The following is a 21,477-nucleotide window of genomic DNA, read 5'->3' on the forward strand; positions in this document are numbered from 1 at the left end:
TAACTTCGCAGCTTAAAAGTAGGATAATGAAGTTGTGGTTTCCATACAAGCAGATGCAAAACATGGAGGTTCCTCTCGAGGTGGATTCGGGCAGGGGTGTTTACCTCAATTTATCCGATGGAAGATCCCTCATCGATGGAATTTCATCATGGTGGGCAGTGATACATGGCTATAGTCATCCAGAAATCAATGCGGCACTTAAGCAACAGGTTGACCAGGTTGCTCACCTGATGTTAGGCGGCCTATCTCACAAACCAGCTACTGCGTTAGCGGATAAACTTTGCGAGATAACTCCAATAGGATTAAACCACGTATTTTTTTCTGATAGCGGATCGGTTGGTGTTGAGGTAGCTTTGAAAATGGCGATCCAATTCTGGAAAAACATAGGCAAAGTTGGAAAAACAAAAATCGTTTCTTTAAAAAATGGATACCATGGCGATACATTTAAAGCAATGGAAGCCAGCGATGACTCTGATTTTACCAGTGCATTTGAGACGGTGTTACACCGTGGGTTTTTAGTTCAGCCACCAGATGGAGGATATTATGCCCATGAAAAATTAGTTGAAATTGCAGTAAATGAGGTGTTAGCTTTATTTACAAAACATGCAAATGAAATTGCATGCTTCATTTTGGAACCGATTATTCAGTGCGCAGGTGGAATGATTATCTATTCGCCCGAATATCTTCGTGCCATCAAAAAGCTATGTGAAAAATATGAGGTTTTATTGATTTTCGATGAAGTGGCAACAGGATTTGGCAGAACAGGTAAGCTGTTTGCAGCCGAGCATGCAGGCGTTAGTCCAGACATTATGGTTGTTGGAAAAGCGTTGACAGCCGGCTACCTAGGGCATGCGGCTACACTGGCGAACACAATGGTTTATAACGGTTTCTTGGGACGAAATTATGAAACAGCATTAATGCATGGACCAACATTTATGGCCAATCCACTGGCGTGCACCGTTGCCTTGAAAAGTATCGAGTTGATCCAAAAGCATGGTTACATTTCTAAAATAGCGGAAATCGAAAAAATTATTGTTGAAGAATTTAAAAAAATAACATCACCATTTATTAAGGATACGAGGGTAATTGGTGCGATTGGGGCAATAGAGATGGTAAATGCAGAAGTACTAATTGGTTTTAATAACTATGCAGCCGAACAAGGTGTATGGCTACGGCCAATAGGCAAAATTCTCTATTTAATGCCTCCATACGTTATCGAAAAGAATGAGCTTTTGCAGGTAATTGGTGTAATGAACCAATGGATTAAACACTTAAAATAGTGAAGTTAATGCTATAATAAGTTTATAATGCTATGGTAAGTTTTGTCAGACTGAATGTCAATATCGTAACCAGAAACTTTCAGATCGAACTTAACTTTGTGAACTTTGTTTTCGGCAAGATTTAATCCATCATAAGGAATGAATAGAAAAGTTTGCGCTTCTTCACCTTGCTTTACTTCCTTAATATCAGTGGTATGCGCCACATCTTCGCAACAAAAAAGTTTGCTGAATTGCTTAAGTTCAACACCGTTTTCCATGTAAAAACTGGCATAAACAACTATGTCGGTATTTTTACGCTTATCTAGGCTAATTTTAGGAAAGATCTTAAGTCCCTTAACATTATTTTGGCTGGCATTGTATACCACCTTTGCTTCGATTGATGGCTGCACCGATTGTGCGTTAACCTGGGTAAATCCCAAAACGATTAATACTAAAAAAAACGATAGTCTCATATATATCCTTTTAACATTCAAAAGTAATCATGAAGTTGATTTAGTTTATCGCTCAATTGCAAAATGATCGAAAGTTGTAAAGCAACATTTACACATTTACACAACATTGGTTCACCAAAAAGGTTTTAAAAAAAGCAAAAATATTTTATCAATACGATAGTGCTTCTCGTTTACAAAATATTCTATCACAAAACAAAATAAACAACACTACTACAAACAACTGTTTTACAGGTATTTAAAGATTAAAAGCAAATTTTAGTTGTCTAATCCACCATTAAATATTTGTTTGTTTTTAATCTGTTTTTTTTATAGTTTAGTTTACATGATTTCATTTTAATCGTTAAGGTCATTCCCATCAATCTAAGTTCTCGCTATGAAACGCTTTAGCATCCTCTTATGTTCATGCCTGTTACTGTTTGCCTGCAAAAACAGATCGGCTCAATTGGATGAACTGAAATATCCAAACTTTAAAGCATATGATGATACCGCTTCTGTATATTACATCCATAAGCAATACAAGCAAGGAACCCACTATCTCGATTCGGTATTTAAGCGGTTAGATAATCCTGGCATTATCGACAAATGGAATTATTACAGAATTCTTTCCAAAGCAATACTTACTGAAGCCAAGGAAACCAAAAGTATATATCAGCTCCAACAAGCACTAAAAATAGCAGACGCTATGATAAATATGTTGGAAGAACATGATCTTGACAAGACCTTTAAAAAAGAAATGGCCAATACCATATTTTTTAAAGGGGAAATTTTGTTTGAGATGAAACGATTTGGGTTAGCTTACCAGAATTTCTACCAAGCAAAGTTAATTGCCGATCAACTCAGTTACGATTGTGATAAGGCTAGCTTTATTGTCAGGCTTGCATTTATCAATTACCAGCAAAAAAGGTATAGAGACGCTGCCCGGCTTTTCTATCAGTCTTATCAAAAAAGAATGGCCTGTGTAAACGATTTTGACACGTTTGTTGAGACGCAACAATCAGCAAGTAATGCTGGCTTAAGTTATGAAAAAGTCAAAATGACTGATAGTGCTTTTATCTGCTACCAGAAAGGGCTGGCATACATCGCAAAAAATGAACACAAATTTAAAAACAAGACATATATAAGGTTAGCGAAGGGAGTTTTTTATAAGAATATGGCCGTTGTATATGTAGATAGTGGGAACTTTGCAAAGGCTGAAAAACTATTCCAAAAGAGCATTCTATATATTCAAGCAGAGAACACTGAGCCAGTAAATCGGGTTGAGGCATATTTGGGACTTGCCAAACTCTATTTCGACCAGGGTGAATTTGCCAAAACCAAACAAATTCTGGATGCAAACGAAAAAGAGGTTTCCATTCTTAACGATAATAGTACTACCCTCTTATGGTTAGAGATGAGTGTAAACTACTTCAATATCACTCAACAATATCAAAAAGCAAGGTTGCTGCAACAGCGGTTTTTGGTGTTACAGGCAAAAATAATGCAGGAGGAAAGAAACTTAAACCAATTTAGCAATGGTAACCAACTGGTAAGTCTGCAGCGAGATTATGAACTGTCGCTGTTAAAAAAAGAAAGTCAGTTTAATAGTATATTTTTGATACTCACCTCTGCAATTGTGGTTCTAGCCGGAGCCATTATTTACCAGATATTGCGTAGCTGGAGAACTACCAAGCGAAATAACGAAAATTTAAAGCGACTAAATACACAAATAACCGAGCAAAACCTGAACCTACAGATCGCATTAAATGCACTGGAAAAAAGCCACGATGAAAACAATAGGGTAATGAGGGTTATTGCACACGATCTAAGAAGCCCCATTGGCGCAATAGTGAATCTGGCTGCATTGATAGTGGATGACGAGAAACTTTCGGAAGATGCCCATCAAATGGTTAGCTTAATAAAATCATCGGCTACCGATTCGCTTCGGTTTGTGAACAATTTATTAAACCAAAATGGAGAGAAGAATGTGCTGGATAAAGAACTTGTAGATCTTGACGCACTATTGAAATATTGCATTAACCTGCTCCAGTACAAGGCATTGGAAAAGAAACAACACGTTATTCTAAATAGCCAACCAATCCTTATTAACGTTAATAGAGAAAAAATTTGGCGTGTGGTTAGCAACCTTTTCACAAACGCTGTAAAATTTAGTCAGGAAGGTGGAACAATTGAAGTAACGTTGAATTTACAAGAACAAGATGTGATCATTTCTGTAAGGGATGAAGGTATGGGAATACCCGATCATTTGAAGAATACGATTTTCAGCCTGCAGGATGAAGTAAGAAGACCAGGAACGGGTGGAGAAAAGTCTCACGGAATTGGCCTCAACATCTCAAAACAGATTATTGAAGCACATGGCGGCAAAATTTGGTTCGAAAGCCAGGAAAATAAAGGGTCAATATTCTTTTTCAAACTTCCGTTAGATAAAAAAGAGTTAGCTGGTTCTCTTGCCTTCCAGAATCATGTTTAGGGCGTTCTGCAAAGATCCTGCATTCTGCACTTCCCCTTCATTCACAAAGTATATCTCATCTGCACTTTCAATGGTGTTTAATCGATGTGCTATAATAACCAAGGTGGTATCTTCGGAAAGCTTTTTTAAAATATTGCTTAATAATTTTTCAGTAATGGTATCAATGTTTGCGGTAGCTTCATCTAAAATGAGTAATGCCGGATTACGTAAAACAGCCCTCATAAATGCGATAAGCTGCTTCTGCCCTAAACTAATGCTGTCTGAATTAGAATTAATTTGGGTATTTAATCCTTCTTCGAAGATAGATAATAACCCATCCAGGTTTGCATCGACAATAATTTTGCTCAACTCCTCATCACTTAAATGCTGATATTTTTTGTTTCCATAAAGGATATTGTCCTTAACAGAACCAGTAAATAGAAAAGGTTCCTGTAAAATAAACCCTATTCTCTCCGTACGTTCTTCATCAGTGAAAGTCCTAATGTCGTGGCCATTCAGTAAAACCTGACCTTTAGTAGCATCATATAAACGGGCAATTAGTGAAGCAGTAGTTGTTTTTCCGCCGCCAGTTGGACCAATAAGAGCATAGGTTTTTCCTTTTTCGAAGCGTAAGTTAATGTTATGCAGAATTTCTTTAGAATCATTGTAACTAAATGAAACATCTTTGAACTCAAGCAAGGTATCAGATGTTGGCGAATCTTTGCGTTCGATTTGAGTAAGGTCGTTATCCAACACAAGGATTTGGGAAATCCTATCCCAACTAGCCATTGCGACTTGAAAGCTGGTCCAAAGGGCAGCCAATTGGCGTAATGGGTTATAAAAGTTTGTACAATAAGACAGGTAACTTACCAGCAAACCTACAGTAAAACTACCTTTTGAGATGAGGTAGATGCCGAAAAGAAGCACAATCAGCTGTGCTGTGCTGGACAGCAGCCCGTAAACGGGCACAAATACATTATTTGCCAAGCCCGCAGCCACGGCAGTTTTATAATTCTGGGCATTCGCCTGATCAAACCGCTTCCTGAAATAATCCCTTCTGTTAAAAGCGATGATAACTTTAAAATTATTTAAACTCTCCTGAATTTCTGCGCTTAATCCGCCAACGCTTGTTAGATTTTTGGCATTTCTCCGCTTTACCCAAGGTGAAAGTGCTAAAGTAAAAATAACGATGATTACGGCTGGCAAAAGTGCGGCAGAACCCAATTCGAGGTTGATAGAAAGCAGGAAAATGCCAGCCCCAAACATCGTCACAATACTGCCCACAAACTGCATCAGCGATTGAGAGAAAAACTGATTCACCTTATCTGTGTCTGCATTAACACGCGATATTAAATCTCCCGCCTTGTTCTGGTTGAAAAACGAAACAGGCAGTGTTTGTAATTTATTAAAAATCGCATTCCTCAAACCGAAAAGCATCCGCTGTCCTACCCCACCCATTAATTTGGTTTGCATATAGCCAGTAATCATGGCAATAGCATACACTACAAGCAAAATTCCACCCATCGTTAGAACACCTTCAAACTGTTTGGTGCGAATATACTTGTCTATCGTGTAACCAACCAACAGCGGACCAGTTAAAAGTAAACCAGAATTTATTAAAATAGCTACCAACGCAAGCCATAGCGTTTTTTTCTCTTCGGATATAAATTTGAGCAATCTCCTAAGCGCCTGGAACGTAGATGGTTTTTCTAGCTGCTGATTGAGATTGTTAAGATTGTAGTTCATAGTTGCTTGTGCTCTGCTGAGATTTGTAGATTTGAACGTACTCTAGGCTACTTTCTAATAAATGTTCGTGTGTACCTGAAGCCACAATTTCGCCCTGCATTAGTAAGATTACCTGATCATAGCTGGTTACGGAAGCAATTTTTTGCGTAACAGAAACCAACGTTAGATTAGGATAGTTTTTATTAATATTCTGAAGAATTCGCCTTTCTGTTTGTGTATCTACCCTAGCGGTAAAGTCATCAAGAAATAGAATTTTTGGGTTAACAGCCAAGGCCCTTGCCAACATAATCCGCTGTTTCTGTCCACCAGAAAGGCTATTTCCCCTTTCAGAAACAATGGTATTTAGTTTTTCTGGCAACAACGCTACGAAGTCTTTCAGTTCTGCAGTCTCAATCGCTTTAGATAAAGACTCGTCAGTAACTATATCACTAAAAGCGATGTTTTCCCTAATACTCATATTAAACATAATACTATCCTGAAAAACAAGCCCAACTTGCTTGTAGAAATTTTGCTGTTGATATTCATTGATATCCTGGTTATCAAATAGTATGGAGCCAGAGTTTGGGGAAATTAAGCCGGTTAACAAATATAATAGCTGTGTCTTCCCAGCAGCTGTAGGACCAATGATGGCTGTTTTGGAACCAGGTTTTACCGTAAACCCTACATGTTTAAGTACAGGCTTCTGACCAATAGTAAGCGAAACATCTTCAATTTGAATTAATCCATTTAAAACATTTGTTATGGTGCCTGGATGTTCAACTCGTGGGGCATTTAATACACTTTCTATTCGCTGGTACGAAGCGCTTGCCTGGGCCATCACATTGCTCATGAAACCAATTACTAAGATAGGAAATATGATAAGAGATAGATAACTATTGAAAGCCGCAAACTCTCCCAGACTCATTTGTGAATCGATTACAAAATGCCCACCTAATACCAAAATGGTTAAACCGGCAAGATTTGCTATGAAAACTATTATAGGAATAAGCCCGGCGAATAAACGTAAAATAGATAGCCCCAGGTGTTTTGCCTTCGTATTTGCTTCTATAAATTTGTTGTATTCTACCTGTTGCGAATTGATTACCCGAATAAGTGCCGACCCTAAAACACTCTCACTAATTACCTTATTCAACCAGTCGATTACTTCCCTGCTTTTAATAAAAAGTACCCTTACCTTTTTTAATACGAAGAAGAATGCGAAGCCAATAATAGGTACGATGGCAATGATGCAGATGGCTAGTTTCCAATTAATCATGAGCAAAAGAATACTCGCTCCAAAAATTAAGAATACTGATGACGCAAGAGATACGATAGCTTGTGATACAAACATCTTTATTGAATCTGTATCTGATGTGAGATTAGTGAGCAATTTTGATGGATTGGCTTCCAGAATGTAAGCATGACTCTGGTTAGAAATCTGATCAGACAATTGGGTTCTTAAGTCCTTCGCAACCCGTTCTGAGGCATAGGTTTGGACAATACTCTGCAAGTAAGTAAATATAAATACCAAGATTATAGCGAGGCCAAACTGCCATAAAATGGATTTTAAATTGAAAGTATGGTTGGTGTATGCATCAATTCCGTGAGCGATAATTTTCGGGAGCAGTAAGTTTACCCCATTACTAAGCAGCGCAAATAAAATAAGTAGCGCAATTAAACCTTTGTATGATGCCAATAAGCTAAAAACACTCGCTTTTTTAGCTCCTTTGTTATTTGTCATGGTAAGTGTAAACCTTGTAAAAATCAAATTTAACCCAAATATCCGGATAGTTTTAGCATTAATGCATCAAATTACATTTTAAATGTACCAGCTCTAAATGGGCATGTGTATTTTAGGTTCTGAAAAGTTTCCGATACAGTTAAACTTGCTACCTTTGCACATAATCATTGGAGAAAATGATTAACCCAACATATGATCGAAATAGGAAAATACAACGAATTAAGAGTTTTAAGTAAAACAGAGGCAGGATTAAATCTAACTGATGGTGATAAGTTAGTGATTTTACCATATCAATATGTACCTAAAGAGTTGGAAATTGGCGATAACGTAAAAGTCTTTGTGTATATCCAAAAAGATGGTCGCTTAACCGGAACTACTCAAAAGGCTTATGCCGAAGTTGGTGATTTTGCTTTCCTAAAGGTTGTTGCTGATGGCGAAGATGGTGTTTTTATGGATTTAGGTATTGATAAAGATGTTTATGTACCAGCAAGAGAACAAAAAAGGCCTATGCAAAAGGGCTACAAATATGTTGTATTCTTATATGTAGATGAAAATAACGATCGCTTGCTTGCATCTTCAAAACTTTATGATTTTGTTGAGGAAGAAAATTTCGATTTCGAGGAGGGCGACGAGGTAAGTTTACTGATTACCGAAGAAACCGATTTGGGCTACAATGCCATTATCAATAACATGTATATTGGATTGTTGTACCACAATGAAGTTTTTGATAATATCCAAGTTGGAGATTTCCGTAAAGGTTGGATAAAAAAAATAAGGGTAGAAGGCAAAATAGATTTAACCTTGCAACCAAGTGGTTATGGCCATATACTGGATTCGAAAGAAATGGTGCTCGCAGAATTGAAAAAAAGCGGGGGTGTTATCGAATTAGGCGACAAGAGTTCCCCAGAAGAAATCTACCACCGTTTTCAGATTAGCAAAAGTGCTTTCAAAAAAACTATCGGATCGCTCTATAAAGAACGTCTAATTGTGCTTTCTGATGATTCGATCAGGCTGCTTACTGATACAGAAGCAGATTAAGATTTATTTCTAACAGTTAAGTTTTGACGGTTAGTTGATTAGGTATGATGATCCAAACGTAAAATGATCTGGAAACTATATAAGGAATTTAAATTGATTCAGGTATGCTGAAAGATGTATTTCATTTCAGCAAAAGATTTATATGTTCTTATATGGTTTAAATTCTAAACCGATTTTGAATCTTGATTTTGATACACTAGAAATAATCCTCCTGAGCAGTTTTTGAGAACAGCTGTGGCGCAAAGTTGACCAAGTACAATTCTTTTTTTGCACGCGTTACAGCGGTGTATAACCAACGTAAAAAGTCTAAATCTATCATCTCCTCCGTTAAATATCCTTGATCTGCAAATACAGCCTCCCATTGCCCACCCTGAGCTTTGTGGCACGTAACCGCATAAGCAAACTTAATTTGTAAAGCATTGTAGAAGGGGTCTTGTTTTATGGCTAACATTCGTTCACGTTTATTACTGATGTGACTATAGTCTTCATTTAAGCCGTCAAACAATTTTTTATTTTGCTCGTATGGTAAATTTGCCGATTCGAGGTTTAGTGTATCGAGCATCACTTTACAACTGATTTGCCCGGCAGATGGAAAATCTAAAAATTCTAAGGTAGCATCTGTAAAACGGAAACCATACCGTTCCTCCTCACCCCTCACCCTAATCACCTTTGCCATATCGCCGTTTGCAATAAAAGCTGTTTCCTCCGTTTCGGGTAACCAAAAATAGTTGTTACGTACTACCATAATCTGGTCTCCGCCTGTAAGTTCCTCTTCCCGGTATAACAATCTTGCCCTTATTTGTTGATTGTAAATATTAGCCGACTTGTTAGACCTGCAAACAACAAGCGTATTTTCCATTCCAAACTTGCGGTAAGCATATTCTAACCCCTCAACTAATCTGGCGCCAGCCATGTTGTAAATATCTTTATAATTTTTAGTCAGAAATTTAGGTAGTGGATTTTCAGGGTTTTTAGCAATCTGGTTACGTAACATCGTTGCATTTGCTAAAATTCCAGACTTTTTCTCCTGCCTTACCACTTCCTTTAACTCAACAGCAGTTATGGTTAGCGCAAAATGATCCTTTAAATACGTTTCATTTAATGCCGGGCTGTCTAAACTTCCTACAGGCGGTAACTGTGCGGTATCGCCAACAAAAAGTAGAAAACAGTTTTTAGAATTGTAAACAAATTCCAGTAAATCCCTCAATATTGAAGAACCTGTTTCATTGAATTCATCAGCAATCATTGAAGCTTCATCTATAATAAAGATGGTGTTTTCAGCTAAATTTGGTGCCAGTTGAAACTGCATTTCAGGTGAGGCCGCAGATCGTTTGCGGTATATCCTTTTATGGATGGTGAGCGCTTTCCTATTTGAATATTGACTCATTACTTTTGCGGCCCGACCGGTGGGTGCCAGTAATTCGCTCTTTAAATTGAATTTCGGCAAAACACTAACAAGAGCAGCAACTGACGTAGTCTTCCCGGTTCCGGCATAACCTTTAAGTACAAAACATCGATATTCATCATCCTCTTGCAAAAACCGCGACATCCGCTCACAGAAAAGCATTTGTTCTTTTGTTGGTTCATGCTGGTATGCTTGTGCTATAAGCTGGCTTTTGTCTTTATAAATCAAACTTAATCTTTTAGAAATCTTAAAAACGGGTGTGGCGTAATTAGTGGTGATCGGGTTACAATAACAAAGTTTCTATGCGATGGGCCATCACCATATTTTGAGTTTTGCTCCAGCTAAACATGGTGAAGTGTCCGTCTTGCGAAGCCACCAGGCCAATGGCTTGCGGCTGATCGTTTACGAACTGAGCCACCGAAAAGTGCCTTGTTCCGCCCAGCTGCCCAGGGTATAAGATTTTATCTTCTCCACCAATAATGGGCTCAGAAAAAGCAATCTGTTCTACCGTCGGCTTGCCCTTGGCTCTACCAATTTTCGCTCCAAAAGCAATAAGCTCAAAGTCCTGATTAATTATTGTTGCACCATCAACAGCTGTTAACCCGGCTAAATGCTCTACCTCTCTTCGCAAAGCACCCTGCGAAAAAATTTCCGTTTGCGTACCTCCCTGTTTAGCCAGATATGATAACCCGCTAAACGTTGGTGCAACACGGTACTGTATAGGATGAATGATGGAATCTTCCCATTGCTGGTCTTCTTTAGGTACAATCAAGAGTGCCCCACCCCGACCGTGCGAACGCATTGAGACCGAGAATTGTATTAAAATATTAATGGGATCATTCCAGCTCGCCAATACCGTTAAATCTAATAACGCCTTTAAAATCGGCGGGCAATCTATTGTACCATAAGAAATTGAGTCATCAACGATTCTAATTTGCTCTCCTTTAAGCACCGCAACGTTAGTATATTTCCCAATACCGTAAATCCTTCTGTGCTTAATTACAATTAAACCAGGCTCCGAAACATCAACTACAAAACAAAAATTGGGAATGTTTAAAGTTGTGCCCCAAATATAAAGCTCTCCATCTTCTTCCCATACACCTACGTGTATGCCCGCACGCTCTACCCCTGGCGCAATTTTAGTAAGCGTGTTGGCATTGAGTGGAAGGGGCTTAGCAAATATTAATGGTTTGGAAGTTTGCTCTGGCGATAAAAAGCCGATAGATATTTTTGGTGAGTGTCCTTCTTCTTTGCGCAAACTACTCCAAAAAGCCACATCAATTAATTTCTCAATGATATCGTCTGTTGGTTTAGCAGCCAAATCTACTTCGCCTTGCACCTGTGCATTGGCATGCAACTTGTTAAAATGCTGTGCCACAGTACCCGAAATGGTATGCGCAGCTTTATAAGTAGGTTTGTAACTCATGTTCCGAATTTAAGTCGAATAATTAAAATAAGCGCATGCAAAAAGTTTGATTTTGGTAAAAAGATTATTCAGAAATTAGCAGATGTTCGAGTATCTAAACTCCTGCCGAATGGCAGAGCCGATAATAACAGTATCGTTTGGTATCAAAACTTATTCCTTGGTTAAAAAACTTTATCCGCTTTGCGGTTAATCTTTAAAAAAAGCTATTTTTGTTTCAATGAGTAATAACAGCCTCTTACTGGTCGACCCAGATTTTACGAAACATGAAGCGAAAAACTGCCACTTGTTGCTAAAAATCACGAATGACAGCTTTTCTTACGCTGTACTAGACCGAACCAATAAGCAAATCTTTGTTCTTTTCGATCGCCAGGCTTGCCAGGATTTACCCGCTTTATTGGCAGATGCATTTCAAACAGACCACTATTTGACACGAGAATACCAAAACATCAAAGCAGCGATACATACCAATAATTTTATCCTGATCCCAAACGATTGGCTCACTACTGCTAATCTCGATACCTTTAGTAATTTTTTGGGATCAACAAATCAAATTTTAAATACACCACATGCTCAGCTTGGCATCAACACATTATACTGTGTAAATTCTTCTTTAGAAAATAAGCTCCCGGCAAAAACAAGGCTATTTCCACAGTCGTCGCCTCTATTGGCCTTATTACCGGGCTTAAGCGGAGATGGTTTACTCATTGATTTTACGGCCAGCTCTTTCAGCGTGCTATATATTAAAAACAAAGAAGTACAATTTCACAATCATTATGAAGCAGAAAATACCGAAGAGTTTAATTATTTTTTGCTCTTGATAATAGAACAGCTGGCTTTAATGGAAACAGTACCAGTTTACTTGCAGGGAATTATAAATGAAGACGACGATTACTATAATACACTCTTGAAATACTTCAATAATCTCTATTTCTTTCATCCCCCAATGCCACAAAACAGTGAATTATTGGCAGACATGCCTAAGCATTATTTTAGCGGATTACTTGCCTTAGATTTATGCGAATAATTGGAGGAAAATTGAAAGGCATCCGCCTGCAGCCGCCAACGAATTTACCAGTAAGGCCAACTACCGATATGGCCAAAGAAGCATTATTTAACATCCTGAATAACCGTTTTGATTTGGAAAGCTGTAGTATCTTAGATCTATTTTGCGGTACCGGAAACCTTACCTTCGAGTTTGCCTCTCGAGATGCTACGAAAATTTTAGCTGTCGATTTAGATTATGGTTGTATTAATTGGGTTAAAAACATGGCAAAGAAATACGAATTTGATCAAATCGAAGTTAGGAAGGCCGACGTATTTAAGTTGTTAAGGCAAATGACGGGCGCTTACGATCTGATTTTTGCCGATCCGCCGTACCACATGCCAAACATACCACAAATTCCAATATTGGTGCAGGAACGGCAACTACTCAAACCAGATGGACTGCTAGTGGTAGAACATCAGAGTAATATGAAAATGAATAGTCAGCCGGGCTACACCGACACCCGCAAGTATGGGAACTCCTCATTTAGTTTCTTTGAATTTAGGTGACTCTAAGTTAGCAGGCAATCCAAAGAGATCATATTATTAAACACACACATTCACGGTTAAAAGGCCTGTTGAGCGCTCAAATCCACACTCGTAAACTTAAAGTGATCAATTAAACCAGAATGTCTAACAGACACAACAAGGAAACACTTTCTCCTTTAAGCTTAATCATCTATATTTGAATCATGAAGATCGCATTGTTTCCAGGTTCATTTGATCCCATTACCATTGCACACGTGAATATTTTGCAGCGTGCTACCCCTTTATTTGATAAAATTATAATAGGTATCGGGTTAAATAGCGCTAAGCAAAACTTCTTGAGTGCTACCCAAAGGCTGCAAATTCTGGAAAATGTTTTCTCGGGCTACAATAATATCGAAATCGAAACTTACGAGGGGCTAACAGTAGATTTTTGCAGAAAGATAAATGCAACATACATGGTTAGGGGAATCCGTTCGGCGGCAGATTTTGAATATGAAAGGGCTATAGCGCAAATTAACCAAACCATGATGCCAGAAGTGGAAACTATTCTACTCCTCAGCAAACCAGAATACTCCGCAATTAGCTCAACAATTGTTCGTGACATTTTAAGAAACCATGGTGATGTAAGTCCTTTTGTCCCCAAGGAGGCATTAAGTTACCTGTAAAAAAATTTATTTTATTGATGTAACGTTTTCTAAAATCTGATACTTATGAAGTAAATTAAGATTTATGAAAGGCTATGCTATCCATTCGTTAAAGTTGAAAATACACCCATCTACAACGAGGTACAAATCTTATTGCTCTTTAAGTTAAGAAATCGGTTTGCATGAAAAATACTGAAACGGTTTTCCTGACTTTAATAAACCAGCACAAGGGAATTATACATAAGATCTCCAAGCTATATATGGATGATGTGGAGGCCCAACAGGACCTTTTCCAGGAAATTGTAATGCAACTCTGGAAGGCCTATCCCAGTTTTAAAGGCAATAGCAAGTTTTCTACCTGGATGTATCGCGTAGCGTTAAATACTGCGCTGGTTTTTTATAAAAAAGATGCCAGAAAAGTTGATAAAGTCCCATTAAGCGAAACATACGATATTGAAGATGTTAGTGATAGCCAATCGAAAGAAGAAAAATTAGCTTACTTATACAAAGCTGTTCAAGAACTAAATGCAGTAGAAAAAGCATTGGTATTTCTGTTTCTAGAAAACCAATCGCACAAGCAAATCGCCGAAAACTTGGGTATCAGCGAAGTAAATGCCCGTGTAAAACTAAATCGTACCAAAGAAAAATTACAAATCATTATAAAGAAAAATGGCTATGAATTTTGATGACCTGAAAAATGAATGGAGTGCGGAAAACCCCGTTGACATCCACATTTCTGAAAATATGCTTAAAATTGAAGAAGCCCGCACGCCAATTGATATTATTAGAAGGAAGATGAAACACGAATTCTACTACCAAATTGTAGCGTTGGTAATATTGGCATTATTCCCATATCTATTTGGCTTATCTACCGAAATGAGATTAATTTATATGGTATTTTATGCCATAACCTGTGGTTTTACGGCGCATTACTTTTTCAAGTTTTATCGTTTCTACAAAAACTCCTATGACATGAGTATGGATAGTAGGAAAAATGTTTTATGGTTCTACTACGAAATGAAAATGAACATAGAGCTATACAAAGCACTCACATACATAATCACATTTATTGGTGTGGCTTTCCTTGCAGTTTACTGGTTTACTACAAAGGCCGGCGTATTCGCAAAAATTACAAGCCAGCTTTCCACAATCTATTTGCTCTTAAATTGCTTTGTAGCTATTGTAGTTATCGGCTTTATTACCGAATGGTGGGCATGGCATTACTATGGAAGATATCTAAAACGGCTAAAAAAAGTTGTCGACGAATTAAATGTTGAAGATTAAACTATTCCAACATGTTGAATTAATATATTTAAACGAGCTAGCCATATAAAACGGGTTTCAAAAGGTTAAAGCTTGAAGCAGATTTACTTTAATGATAAGCTCAGCCCTCAATAACCAATTATCGACATTAAAACCTATTTAAAAATTCCACCTGCACGCAACACATCCATAATGGATGGAAAAGTATTTTTCACAACTGGCGAAAGGTGATTTTGATCCAGCCATACAGCTTCATCAATCCCTTCTTCTTTTTGTGGAATTAATTTCGGTTCACCCTTAACTTTCATTCTATACCAGTTGGTTTTTTTAATTACCATTTTCGATCCTATCGGATAAACATGGTAGGTTTTACACAGCTTTTCTTCACGCTTTGCTACCGTAATACCGCATTCTTCTTCTACCTCTCTAACAGCCGTCTCCTTCATATTTTCGCCGTCTTCCAGCTTCCCTTTGGGTAAATCCCACTTTTTATTTCGAAATATAAACAGGTAGTTTCCATTGGCACTTTCTACTAAACCCCCGGCAGCCTTAATGATTTCGCAATTCTTCTTTAATTTTCTAAAAGTCTCTTTCGGATTCTTAGTTAAGAAAATATAACTCTTCCTGGAACCATTTTTTAATTTTTTATAAAATGTCTGTAAATCAAAATCCTGAAATTCAAGTTGTTGAATTTTTTCCTTCTGCTCTGGCAAAACATCTGATATAAAGAGGGTGTTATCGTTAATATAAATTCTGTATTTTTGGGCCATGTATAATAAAAGTGATATTGAATTAAAGGTAGCGGAATTTTTATTACAAATAAAGGCAATTAAATTACAACCTAATAATCCTTTTACTTGGGCATCTGGTTGGAAGTCGCCAATTTATTGCGATAATCGCATTACCCTGTCTCATCCCCAGGTTAGAACTTATATTCGTCAGAAGCTTGCGCAAGCCATCCAGGAAGAGTTTGGATCGGTAGATGTAATTGCAGGCGTGGCCACTGCAGGAATACCTCAAGGTGTATTGGTGGCTCAAGAACTGGGCTTACCTTTTATTTATGTTAGATCGAAAGCAAAAGAGCATGGAACCGGGAGTTTAATCGAAGGTGAAGTTGTTGAAGGGCAGCGTGTGGTTGTAATTGAAGACTTAATTTCTACCGGTAAAAGCAGTTTGCAGGCAGTTGAGGCATTGAGAACTGCCGGCCTATCAGTTGCTGGGCTTGCTGCTATTTTTACCTACGGTTTTGAAAAGGCTGATGAAAATTTTGCCGCCGCCAAATGCCGTTACCTTACCTTATCAAGCTACGAAGCCCTAATAGAATACGCTGCCGAACACAGCATTATAGCAAGGAATGATATGGATTTATTGAGTAAATGGCGCAGAAACCCAGAACAATGGGGCCAGGGATAACACTTATTAAACTAAACCCAAAAATATAATGACAATTATCGAAAGCGCCGTAGAAGTAAACAAACCTATAAACGAGGTTTATGCTTTTCTCTCGAACATGAATAACCATCAGCAGCTGATGCCAGAAAATATTTACAACTGGGAATCTACCGAAGATGAAGCAAAATTTACCATTCAGAACATGGCAAAGCTATCCCTTAAAATTTCTAATAGGATAGAAAACCAGGAAATTGTTGCTACGCCTGTAGAGAAGCCACCTTTCGATGTGGAATTAAAGTGGACGGTAGTTGATAATGGCAATGGAACCACCACCGCGACACACATCATTTCTGCAGATTTAAATATGATGATGAAGATGCTTGCAGCAGGGCCAATGCAGAAATTAGTTGATCATCAAACTGAAAGATTAAAAGCCATTTTGGGTTAACCCTACGAAAAGCTTTAGTCACAACCAGCAAAATCATACAGCGAAGTACATACTTCGCTTTTTTTTTGGTCTTTATTTGGTGCCTAAGGAAGCAGCAGTAACACCAATAATAACTACCTCATAATCTCCCCTATCCGCCCTCGTTAAGTCAAATAACACACGTCATTTTTTCAGTACAACACACTTATTATCAGTAATTTAGACAGGATAAGTATTAATTTACAGACAAAATTTCCGATTGGTAGCTAAAAATTGCTGTGGCATTTGTTTTGAATGAAAGCAAATATGAACTTCAACAATTTCACTATCAAAGCCCAGGAAGCAATTCAACAGGCTTCTGCAATAGCCCAAGGCAATCAGCAACAGGCTATTGAAACCGCACACCTGCTAAAAGGTTTGCTTACTGTTGATGAAAACGTAGTTTCTTACGTACTTAAGAAATTGAATGTAAATATTAATACCTTAAACCAAAATCTAGAGACTGAAATTGCCAAGTTTCCAAAAGTAAGTGGGAGCAATGTCTATCTGTCATCAAATACCAATAGTGTTTTACAAAAAGCGCAAACTTTCCTCAAAGAGTTTAAAGATGAGTTTGTGTCTGTAGAACATTTACTGCTTGGTCTTCTAACTGTTAATGATCAAACCTCGAAGTTGCTTAAGGAACAAGGCGTAAATGAGAAAGACCTTAAGAAAGCCATTATTGAGCTACGCGGCGACAACCGGGTAACAGATCAAAATGCCGAAGCTACCTACCAGGCACTAAGCAAATATGCCCGTAACTTAAATGAATATGCAGAGAGTGGCAAACTCGATCCAGTTATTGGGCGTGATGAAGAAATTCGTAGGGTAATTCAGATCTTATCAAGGAGGACAAAAAACAACCCAATATTAATTGGTGAGCCGGGCGTAGGGAAAACAGCGATAGCAGAAGGCATTGCCTTTAGAATTATTAAAGGTGATGTTCCTGAAAATCTTAAAAGCAAAACAGTTTTCTCGCTGGATATGGGCGCACTTATCGCGGGTGCTAAATACAAAGGCGAATTTGAAGAGCGTTTAAAAGCTGTAGTTAAAGAGGTTACGCAAAGTGATGGAGATATCATCTTGTTTATTGATGAGATTCATACCCTAGTTGGCGCTGGCGGAGGAGAAGGCGCTATGGATGCGGCAAATATCTTAAAGCCAGCCCTGGCACGTGGTGAACTAAGGGCAATAGGTGCCACTACTTTAGATGAGTACCAAAAATACCTCGAAAAAGATAAGGCACTGGAGCGGCGTTTCCAAAAGGTGATGGTAGAAGAACCAGATACCCAGGATGCAATTTCTATTTTGCGGGGATTGAAAGAGCGTTATGAAACCCATCATAAAGTAAGGATTAAAGATGAAGCCATTATCGCTGCAGTAGAAATGAGTCAGCGGTACATCTCAGACCGTTTTCTACCAGATAAAGCCATCGATTTGATGGATGAAGCTGCGTCTAAATTAAGGATGGAAATGGATAGTGTGCCCGAGAACGTAGATGCCTTGGATCGTGAAATTATGCGTTTGGAAATAGAGCGTGAGGCCATTAAACGAGAGAAAGATGATAAGAAAGTTCAGGAACTATCAGTAGAGATTGCAAACTTATCTGCAGAGCGTGATGAGTTGAAGGCGAAATGGCAAGGTGAAAAAGATTTGGTAGATGCAGTAAACAACCAGCTAGAGCAAATTGAACACTTTAAACTTGAGGCCGAGCAAGCCGAACGAGCTGGAGATTATGGTAAAGTGGCTGAAATTCGTTACGGCAAAATTAAAGAGGCCCAAGATGAGGTAGAAAAGTTAAAAGCCAATTTGGAGAGCCAGCAAACCGACAATCGCATGCTTAAGGAAGAAGTTACTGCGGATGATATTGCTGGAGTTGTTGGTCGTTGGACAGGCATTCCTGTTACCAAGCTAATTGCCAGTGAGCGAGAAAAGCTGTTAAATTTAGAGACCGAGTTACACCAACGGGTTGCCGGACAGGAGGAAGCGATAGAAGCCATTTCAGATGCCATCCGTCGTTCTCGTGCTGGCTTGCAGGATAAACGCAAACCAATTGGTTCTTTTATCTTTTTAGGTACAACTGGTGTAGGTAAAACCGAGTTAGCAAAAGCGCTAGCAGAATTTTTATTTAACGACGAGAATGCACTAACCCGCATAGACATGAGCGAATACCAAGAACGCCATGCCGTATCCCGACTCATTGGTGCGCCTCCGGGATATGTTGGCTACGATGAAGGCGGCCAACTAACCGAGGCAGTAAGGCGCAAACCTTATTCTGTTGTATTATTGGATGAGATTGAGAAGGCACATCCAGATGTGTTTAATATCCTACTACAAGTGCTTGATGATGGTCGATTGACCGATAATAAAGGAAGGACGGTTAACTTTAAAAACACCATCATCATCATGACATCGAATATTGGCGCACACCTCATTCAGGATAACTTTAAAGATCTGAATGATGAAAACCGAGATGCTCTTATCGCAAAAACAAAAAATGAACTTTTTGAAGTATTAAAGCAAACCATTCGTCCGGAATTTTTGAACCGGATTGATGAACTGATTATGTTTACCCCGCTGAACAGAAGTGAAATTAGGGATATCGTAGCCTTGCAATTTAAACATGTACAACATACGCTCGCTGAAATGGGTATAGAAATGGAAGCCAGTGAAGAGGCTTTAGATTGGCTGGCACAATTGGGTTACGACCCACAATTTGGGGCTAGGCCGCTAAAAAGGGTAATTCAAAAAAGAATATTAAATGAATTATCAAAAGAAATTTTAGCAGGCAAAGTAGATAAAGACAGCAAAATAAAATTGGATATGTTCGATCATAATTTTGTTTTTGTAAATAAAAAACAGGATTAAAAGAAGATTAAACCCTTATAAACCTTCCAGAGATTAATTCCTCTGGAAGGTTTTTTTTTGCTCAAAACAGGCTATTCGCCAGCGGGTTAGGTGTTGTTTTTCTAGTGGATAATGGTTATTATTGGTTACACACAAAAACATTATTAATGAAACCTAAATTTATAACGCTGGCACTGCTCTGTGCCCTATGCTGTAACAGCTATGCCCAAACCGAAAAACACGATGGATTTATTGGCCTTAGCGCAAGTTTTGGCACAGCTAAGCAAAACAATTACACTACACAACTCAATACTTTTACACTTACCCCTCGTGGTGGATATTTTCTAGCCAGAAACCTCGCAATAGGCTTAGAAATCCCTTTAAATTTATCAAAACTGCGGGGAGAAAAATATACCACCTGGGATGAACAACAGGGTTACTACAAGGAAGTACGCGGTGTAAAAGAATTTAGTTTCGGGATATCGCCGTTCATCAGGAAGTACATCGATGTAAAAGAACGGTTTAAGTTTTTTGGTCAAGCCAACCTCCTATTGCAAATTAATACCTTTAACAGGATCAATAGCGATGGCTATTTAGTTAAAACTGAGGCGAAGGCGAAAGGCTATGGCGCTAGTTTAGCTCCAGGCTTTACTTATGTTATATCAGACGAATCGACTATAGATTTTTCCTTTCCGCTTCTCCGTTTCTTTCATCAAAACTATTATGCTTCAGAATCGTTGTATAACTTCGACCGCACGAATAACATAAAGTTTGGAATCGACAACTTCACACCAACTTTTACGATTAACGTTAATTTTTAACTGACAATCCTTCATGTGGGTAGACCGTGGGATATTTTATCTAACAAAGAAAAAAGGATGTAACTTTTGCATCCTTTCAAGGTTTATCACAATTTTTAACTCCCTCGTCTCGACCGGAACGCAGTGGAGTGGAAAGTCGTTACAGCTGGTTGCCAGGTTAAAAGATTTCCCGGTTTCACAAGAAATTACGGAATGAGGTTTTCATTAAATCGTAACAGAAGTCAAGGCTCGAAACTCAGATGATAACTAAATTATCCAGGCTAGTGCTGTAGGCTAGCCGCCGCTGCTATATAGCAATCATTAACAACAATTTCAATTCATGCATTTTGCACCTTATTAAATGCCGTTAGCGATTTATAAGCCAACTATTGCCTATGCATGAAAATCTTCTAAATTTGCGGCAATAAATTTAAAACTTTTAAGAATGAAAAGAATGATTTCCTGCCTTTGCCTATTGGCTGCAGGGTACACGCATGTCAATGCGCAAACAACGGCCTTCAAAGGCAAAGATGATTTGAAATATCAAATTGGTGCAAGTTTCCAGAACAGGGCGACAGGTATTGTAACATCATTGGATTATGGATTGGGCCAAAGTTTTTCTATTGGCGGCCAAGCCGGATATGCCCTAGGTGTAAAATTTTTTGATGGTATTGCCAAGCCCGGCTTTGGCGATAGATTTGATCTTAAAGCTAGGTTTAATGCAAACGTGGGTAGTGTAATAGGCTTACCAGAAAACGTTGATGTATATCCTGGACTTAACCTTGGATTGAAAAATTTCGGTGGACACATTGGTGCAAAGGCATTTTTTGCCAAAGGGTTTGGACTTTTTGCAGAAGCGCAATTTCCGCTCGCCAAATACAATCCAGATGCGATTGGCTACGAAAAATTAAACAACCAGTTTACAGTTAACGCTGGCTTCTCTTTCGATTTAAGCAAATAGCAGTCCTTAAATCATCCCTATTTTCTTTCCCGCATTTCCCAATCTCTTTCCACAGCCGATT

General features: G+C 38.3%; 19 protein-coding genes. 13 read left to right on the forward strand and 6 right to left on the reverse strand.

Going from position 1 to position 21,477, the window contains the following annotated elements:
• Nucleotides 1–26: 26 nt before the first annotated feature.
• Complete coding sequence (gene bioA / locus OQ268_RS11680) at nucleotides 27–1,280, forward strand: adenosylmethionine--8-amino-7-oxononanoate transaminase (protein ID WP_265856326.1); 1,254 nt, start codon at nucleotides 27–29, stop codon at nucleotides 1,278–1,280.
• A gap of 11 nt (nucleotides 1,281–1,291) precedes the next feature.
• Here the strand turns inward: bioA and OQ268_RS11685 are convergent, their stop codons facing one another.
• Nucleotides 1,292–1,732, reverse strand: coding sequence for a hypothetical protein (locus OQ268_RS11685; protein WP_265856327.1), 441 nt, complete (start codon nucleotides 1,730–1,732; stop codon nucleotides 1,292–1,294).
• Nucleotides 1,733–2,105: 373 nt separating this feature from the next.
• On the opposite strand from OQ268_RS11685, the gene OQ268_RS11690 reads away from it, so the two are divergent.
• A complete protein-coding gene (locus tag OQ268_RS11690; RefSeq protein WP_265856328.1) occupies nucleotides 2,106–4,199 on the forward strand; it encodes a tetratricopeptide repeat-containing sensor histidine kinase in 2,094 nt (697 codons plus the stop codon).
• Here the strand turns inward: OQ268_RS11690 and OQ268_RS11695 are convergent.
• Both OQ268_RS11695 and OQ268_RS11700 read right to left on the reverse strand, forming a co-directional pair.
• Nucleotides 4,164–5,924, reverse strand: a complete 1,761-nt coding sequence (locus tag OQ268_RS11695) for an ABC transporter ATP-binding protein (protein WP_265856329.1) — start codon at nucleotides 5,922–5,924, stop codon at nucleotides 4,164–4,166. The genes OQ268_RS11690 and OQ268_RS11695 overlap by 36 nt on opposite strands.
• The gene (locus OQ268_RS11700) at nucleotides 5,908–7,644 is read right to left on the reverse strand and encodes an ABC transporter ATP-binding protein (protein ID WP_265856330.1); all 1,737 of its coding nucleotides are present in this window, start codon (nucleotides 7,642–7,644) and stop codon (nucleotides 5,908–5,910) included. Before OQ268_RS11700 ends, OQ268_RS11695 begins: the two co-directional genes overlap by 17 nt.
• A 192-nt stretch (nucleotides 7,645–7,836) precedes the next feature.
• Between OQ268_RS11700 and OQ268_RS11705 the strand changes: the two genes are divergently transcribed.
• Nucleotides 7,837–8,682, forward strand: a complete 846-nt coding sequence (locus tag OQ268_RS11705; protein ID WP_265856331.1) for a CvfB family protein — start codon at nucleotides 7,837–7,839, stop codon at nucleotides 8,680–8,682.
• 196 nt (nucleotides 8,683–8,878) lie between these two features.
• Here OQ268_RS11705 and OQ268_RS11710 read toward each other — a convergent pair whose 3' ends face one another.
• Nucleotides 8,879–10,312 carry an ATP-dependent DNA helicase gene (locus OQ268_RS11710; protein ID WP_265856872.1) on the reverse strand — a complete coding sequence of 478 codons (1,434 nt, stop codon included), beginning with the start codon at nucleotides 10,310–10,312 and terminating at the stop codon, nucleotides 8,879–8,881.
• 58 nt (nucleotides 10,313–10,370) lie between these two features.
• Complete coding sequence (locus tag OQ268_RS11715) at nucleotides 10,371–11,513, reverse strand: putative sensor domain DACNV-containing protein (protein ID WP_265856332.1); 1,143 nt, start codon at nucleotides 11,511–11,513, stop codon at nucleotides 10,371–10,373.
• Between the two features lie 217 nt (nucleotides 11,514–11,730).
• Here OQ268_RS11715 and OQ268_RS11720 point away from each other — a divergent pair, with 217 nt between their 5' ends.
• The 5 genes from OQ268_RS11720 to OQ268_RS11740 all read left to right on the forward strand — a co-directional run bounded on the left by OQ268_RS11720 (nucleotide 11,731) and on the right by OQ268_RS11740 (nucleotide 14,971).
• Nucleotides 11,731–12,537: a DUF3822 family protein gene (locus OQ268_RS11720; RefSeq protein WP_265856333.1), complete on the forward strand. Its 807-nt coding sequence runs from the start codon at nucleotides 11,731–11,733 to the stop codon at nucleotides 12,535–12,537.
• On the forward strand, nucleotides 12,528–13,064 hold the full coding sequence (rsmD, locus tag OQ268_RS11725) for a 16S rRNA (guanine(966)-N(2))-methyltransferase RsmD (protein WP_265856334.1): 537 nt from the start codon (nucleotides 12,528–12,530) through the stop codon (nucleotides 13,062–13,064). Before OQ268_RS11720 ends, rsmD begins: the two co-directional genes overlap by 10 nt.
• A gap of 182 nt (nucleotides 13,065–13,246) precedes the next feature.
• Complete coding sequence (gene coaD, locus OQ268_RS11730; protein ID WP_265856335.1) at nucleotides 13,247–13,708, forward strand: pantetheine-phosphate adenylyltransferase; 462 nt, start codon at nucleotides 13,247–13,249, stop codon at nucleotides 13,706–13,708.
• Nucleotides 13,709–13,869: 161 nt separating this feature from the next.
• The gene (locus tag OQ268_RS11735) at nucleotides 13,870–14,373 is read left to right on the forward strand and encodes an RNA polymerase sigma factor (protein ID WP_265856336.1); all 504 of its coding nucleotides are present in this window, start codon (nucleotides 13,870–13,872) and stop codon (nucleotides 14,371–14,373) included.
• Entirely contained in the window at nucleotides 14,363–14,971 is a 609-nt protein-coding gene (locus tag OQ268_RS11740; RefSeq protein WP_265856337.1) for a hypothetical protein, read from the forward strand. Before OQ268_RS11735 ends, OQ268_RS11740 begins: the two co-directional genes overlap by 11 nt.
• 134 nt (nucleotides 14,972–15,105) lie before the next feature.
• Here the strand turns inward: OQ268_RS11740 and OQ268_RS11745 are convergent, their stop codons facing one another.
• The gene (locus OQ268_RS11745; RefSeq protein ID WP_265856338.1) at nucleotides 15,106–15,720 is read right to left on the reverse strand and encodes an NUDIX hydrolase; all 615 of its coding nucleotides are present in this window, start codon (nucleotides 15,718–15,720) and stop codon (nucleotides 15,106–15,108) included.
• Between OQ268_RS11745 and pyrE the strand changes: the two genes are divergently transcribed.
• The 5 genes from pyrE (at nucleotide 15,719) to OQ268_RS11770 (ending at nucleotide 21,416) form a co-directional block, all read left to right on the forward strand.
• Entirely contained in the window at nucleotides 15,719–16,363 is a 645-nt protein-coding gene (gene pyrE / locus OQ268_RS11750; RefSeq protein WP_265856339.1) for an orotate phosphoribosyltransferase, read from the forward strand. The two genes, OQ268_RS11745 and pyrE, sit on opposite strands and share 2 nt — an antisense overlap.
• 28 nt (nucleotides 16,364–16,391) lie before the next feature.
• Nucleotides 16,392–16,790: an SRPBCC family protein gene (locus OQ268_RS11755; protein ID WP_265856340.1), complete on the forward strand. Its 399-nt coding sequence runs from the start codon at nucleotides 16,392–16,394 to the stop codon at nucleotides 16,788–16,790.
• A gap of 285 nt (nucleotides 16,791–17,075) precedes the next feature.
• The gene (clpB, locus tag OQ268_RS11760; RefSeq protein WP_265856341.1) at nucleotides 17,076–19,676 is read left to right on the forward strand and encodes an ATP-dependent chaperone ClpB; all 2,601 of its coding nucleotides are present in this window, start codon (nucleotides 17,076–17,078) and stop codon (nucleotides 19,674–19,676) included.
• Nucleotides 19,677–19,822: 146 nt separating this feature from the next.
• Complete coding sequence (locus OQ268_RS11765; RefSeq protein ID WP_265856342.1) at nucleotides 19,823–20,476, forward strand: outer membrane beta-barrel protein; 654 nt, start codon at nucleotides 19,823–19,825, stop codon at nucleotides 20,474–20,476.
• 424 nt (nucleotides 20,477–20,900) lie between these two features.
• Nucleotides 20,901–21,416 (forward strand): DUF6646 family protein, encoded by a 516-nt coding sequence (locus OQ268_RS11770; protein WP_265856343.1) that lies wholly within the window; start codon nucleotides 20,901–20,903, stop codon nucleotides 21,414–21,416.
• Nucleotides 21,417–21,477: the final 61 nt, after the last annotated feature.

The organism is Pedobacter sandarakinus, assembly GCF_026240095.1.
Classification (GTDB): domain Bacteria; phylum Bacteroidota; class Bacteroidia; order Sphingobacteriales; family Sphingobacteriaceae; genus Pedobacter; species Pedobacter sandarakinus.

Bases quoted from the DNA above. Each gene is read 5' to 3' on its own strand.
- clpB (WP_265856341.1), top strand. From the start codon at position 17,076: ATGAACTTCAACAATTTCACTATCAAAGCCCAGGAAGCAATTCAACAG.
- OQ268_RS11745 (WP_265856338.1), bottom strand. From the start codon at position 15,720: ATGGCCCAAAAATACAGAATTTATATTAACGATAACACCCTCTTTATA.
- OQ268_RS11720 (WP_265856333.1), top strand. From the start codon at position 11,731: ATGAGTAATAACAGCCTCTTACTGGTCGACCCAGATTTTACGAAACAT.
- OQ268_RS11765 (WP_265856342.1), top strand. From the start codon at position 19,823: ATGAAACCTAAATTTATAACGCTGGCACTGCTCTGTGCCCTATGCTGT.
- OQ268_RS11705 (WP_265856331.1), top strand. From the start codon at position 7,837: ATGATCGAAATAGGAAAATACAACGAATTAAGAGTTTTAAGTAAAACA.
- bioA (WP_265856326.1), top strand. From the start codon at position 27: ATGAAGTTGTGGTTTCCATACAAGCAGATGCAAAACATGGAGGTTCCT.
- OQ268_RS11755 (WP_265856340.1), top strand. From the start codon at position 16,392: ATGACAATTATCGAAAGCGCCGTAGAAGTAAACAAACCTATAAACGAG.
- coaD (WP_265856335.1), top strand. From the start codon at position 13,247: ATGAAGATCGCATTGTTTCCAGGTTCATTTGATCCCATTACCATTGCA.
- OQ268_RS11700 (WP_265856330.1), bottom strand. From the start codon at position 7,644: ATGACAAATAACAAAGGAGCTAAAAAAGCGAGTGTTTTTAGCTTATTG.
- OQ268_RS11740 (WP_265856337.1), top strand. From the start codon at position 14,363: ATGAATTTTGATGACCTGAAAAATGAATGGAGTGCGGAAAACCCCGTT.
- OQ268_RS11715 (WP_265856332.1), bottom strand. From the start codon at position 11,513: ATGAGTTACAAACCTACTTATAAAGCTGCGCATACCATTTCGGGTACT.
- OQ268_RS11685 (WP_265856327.1), bottom strand. From the start codon at position 1,732: ATGAGACTATCGTTTTTTTTAGTATTAATCGTTTTGGGATTTACCCAG.
- OQ268_RS11770 (WP_265856343.1), top strand. From the start codon at position 20,901: ATGAAAAGAATGATTTCCTGCCTTTGCCTATTGGCTGCAGGGTACACG.
- OQ268_RS11690 (WP_265856328.1), top strand. From the start codon at position 2,106: ATGAAACGCTTTAGCATCCTCTTATGTTCATGCCTGTTACTGTTTGCC.
- rsmD (WP_265856334.1), top strand. From the start codon at position 12,528: ATGCGAATAATTGGAGGAAAATTGAAAGGCATCCGCCTGCAGCCGCCA.
- OQ268_RS11735 (WP_265856336.1), top strand. From the start codon at position 13,870: ATGAAAAATACTGAAACGGTTTTCCTGACTTTAATAAACCAGCACAAG.
- pyrE (WP_265856339.1), top strand. From the start codon at position 15,719: ATGTATAATAAAAGTGATATTGAATTAAAGGTAGCGGAATTTTTATTA.
- OQ268_RS11695 (WP_265856329.1), bottom strand. From the start codon at position 5,924: ATGAACTACAATCTTAACAATCTCAATCAGCAGCTAGAAAAACCATCT.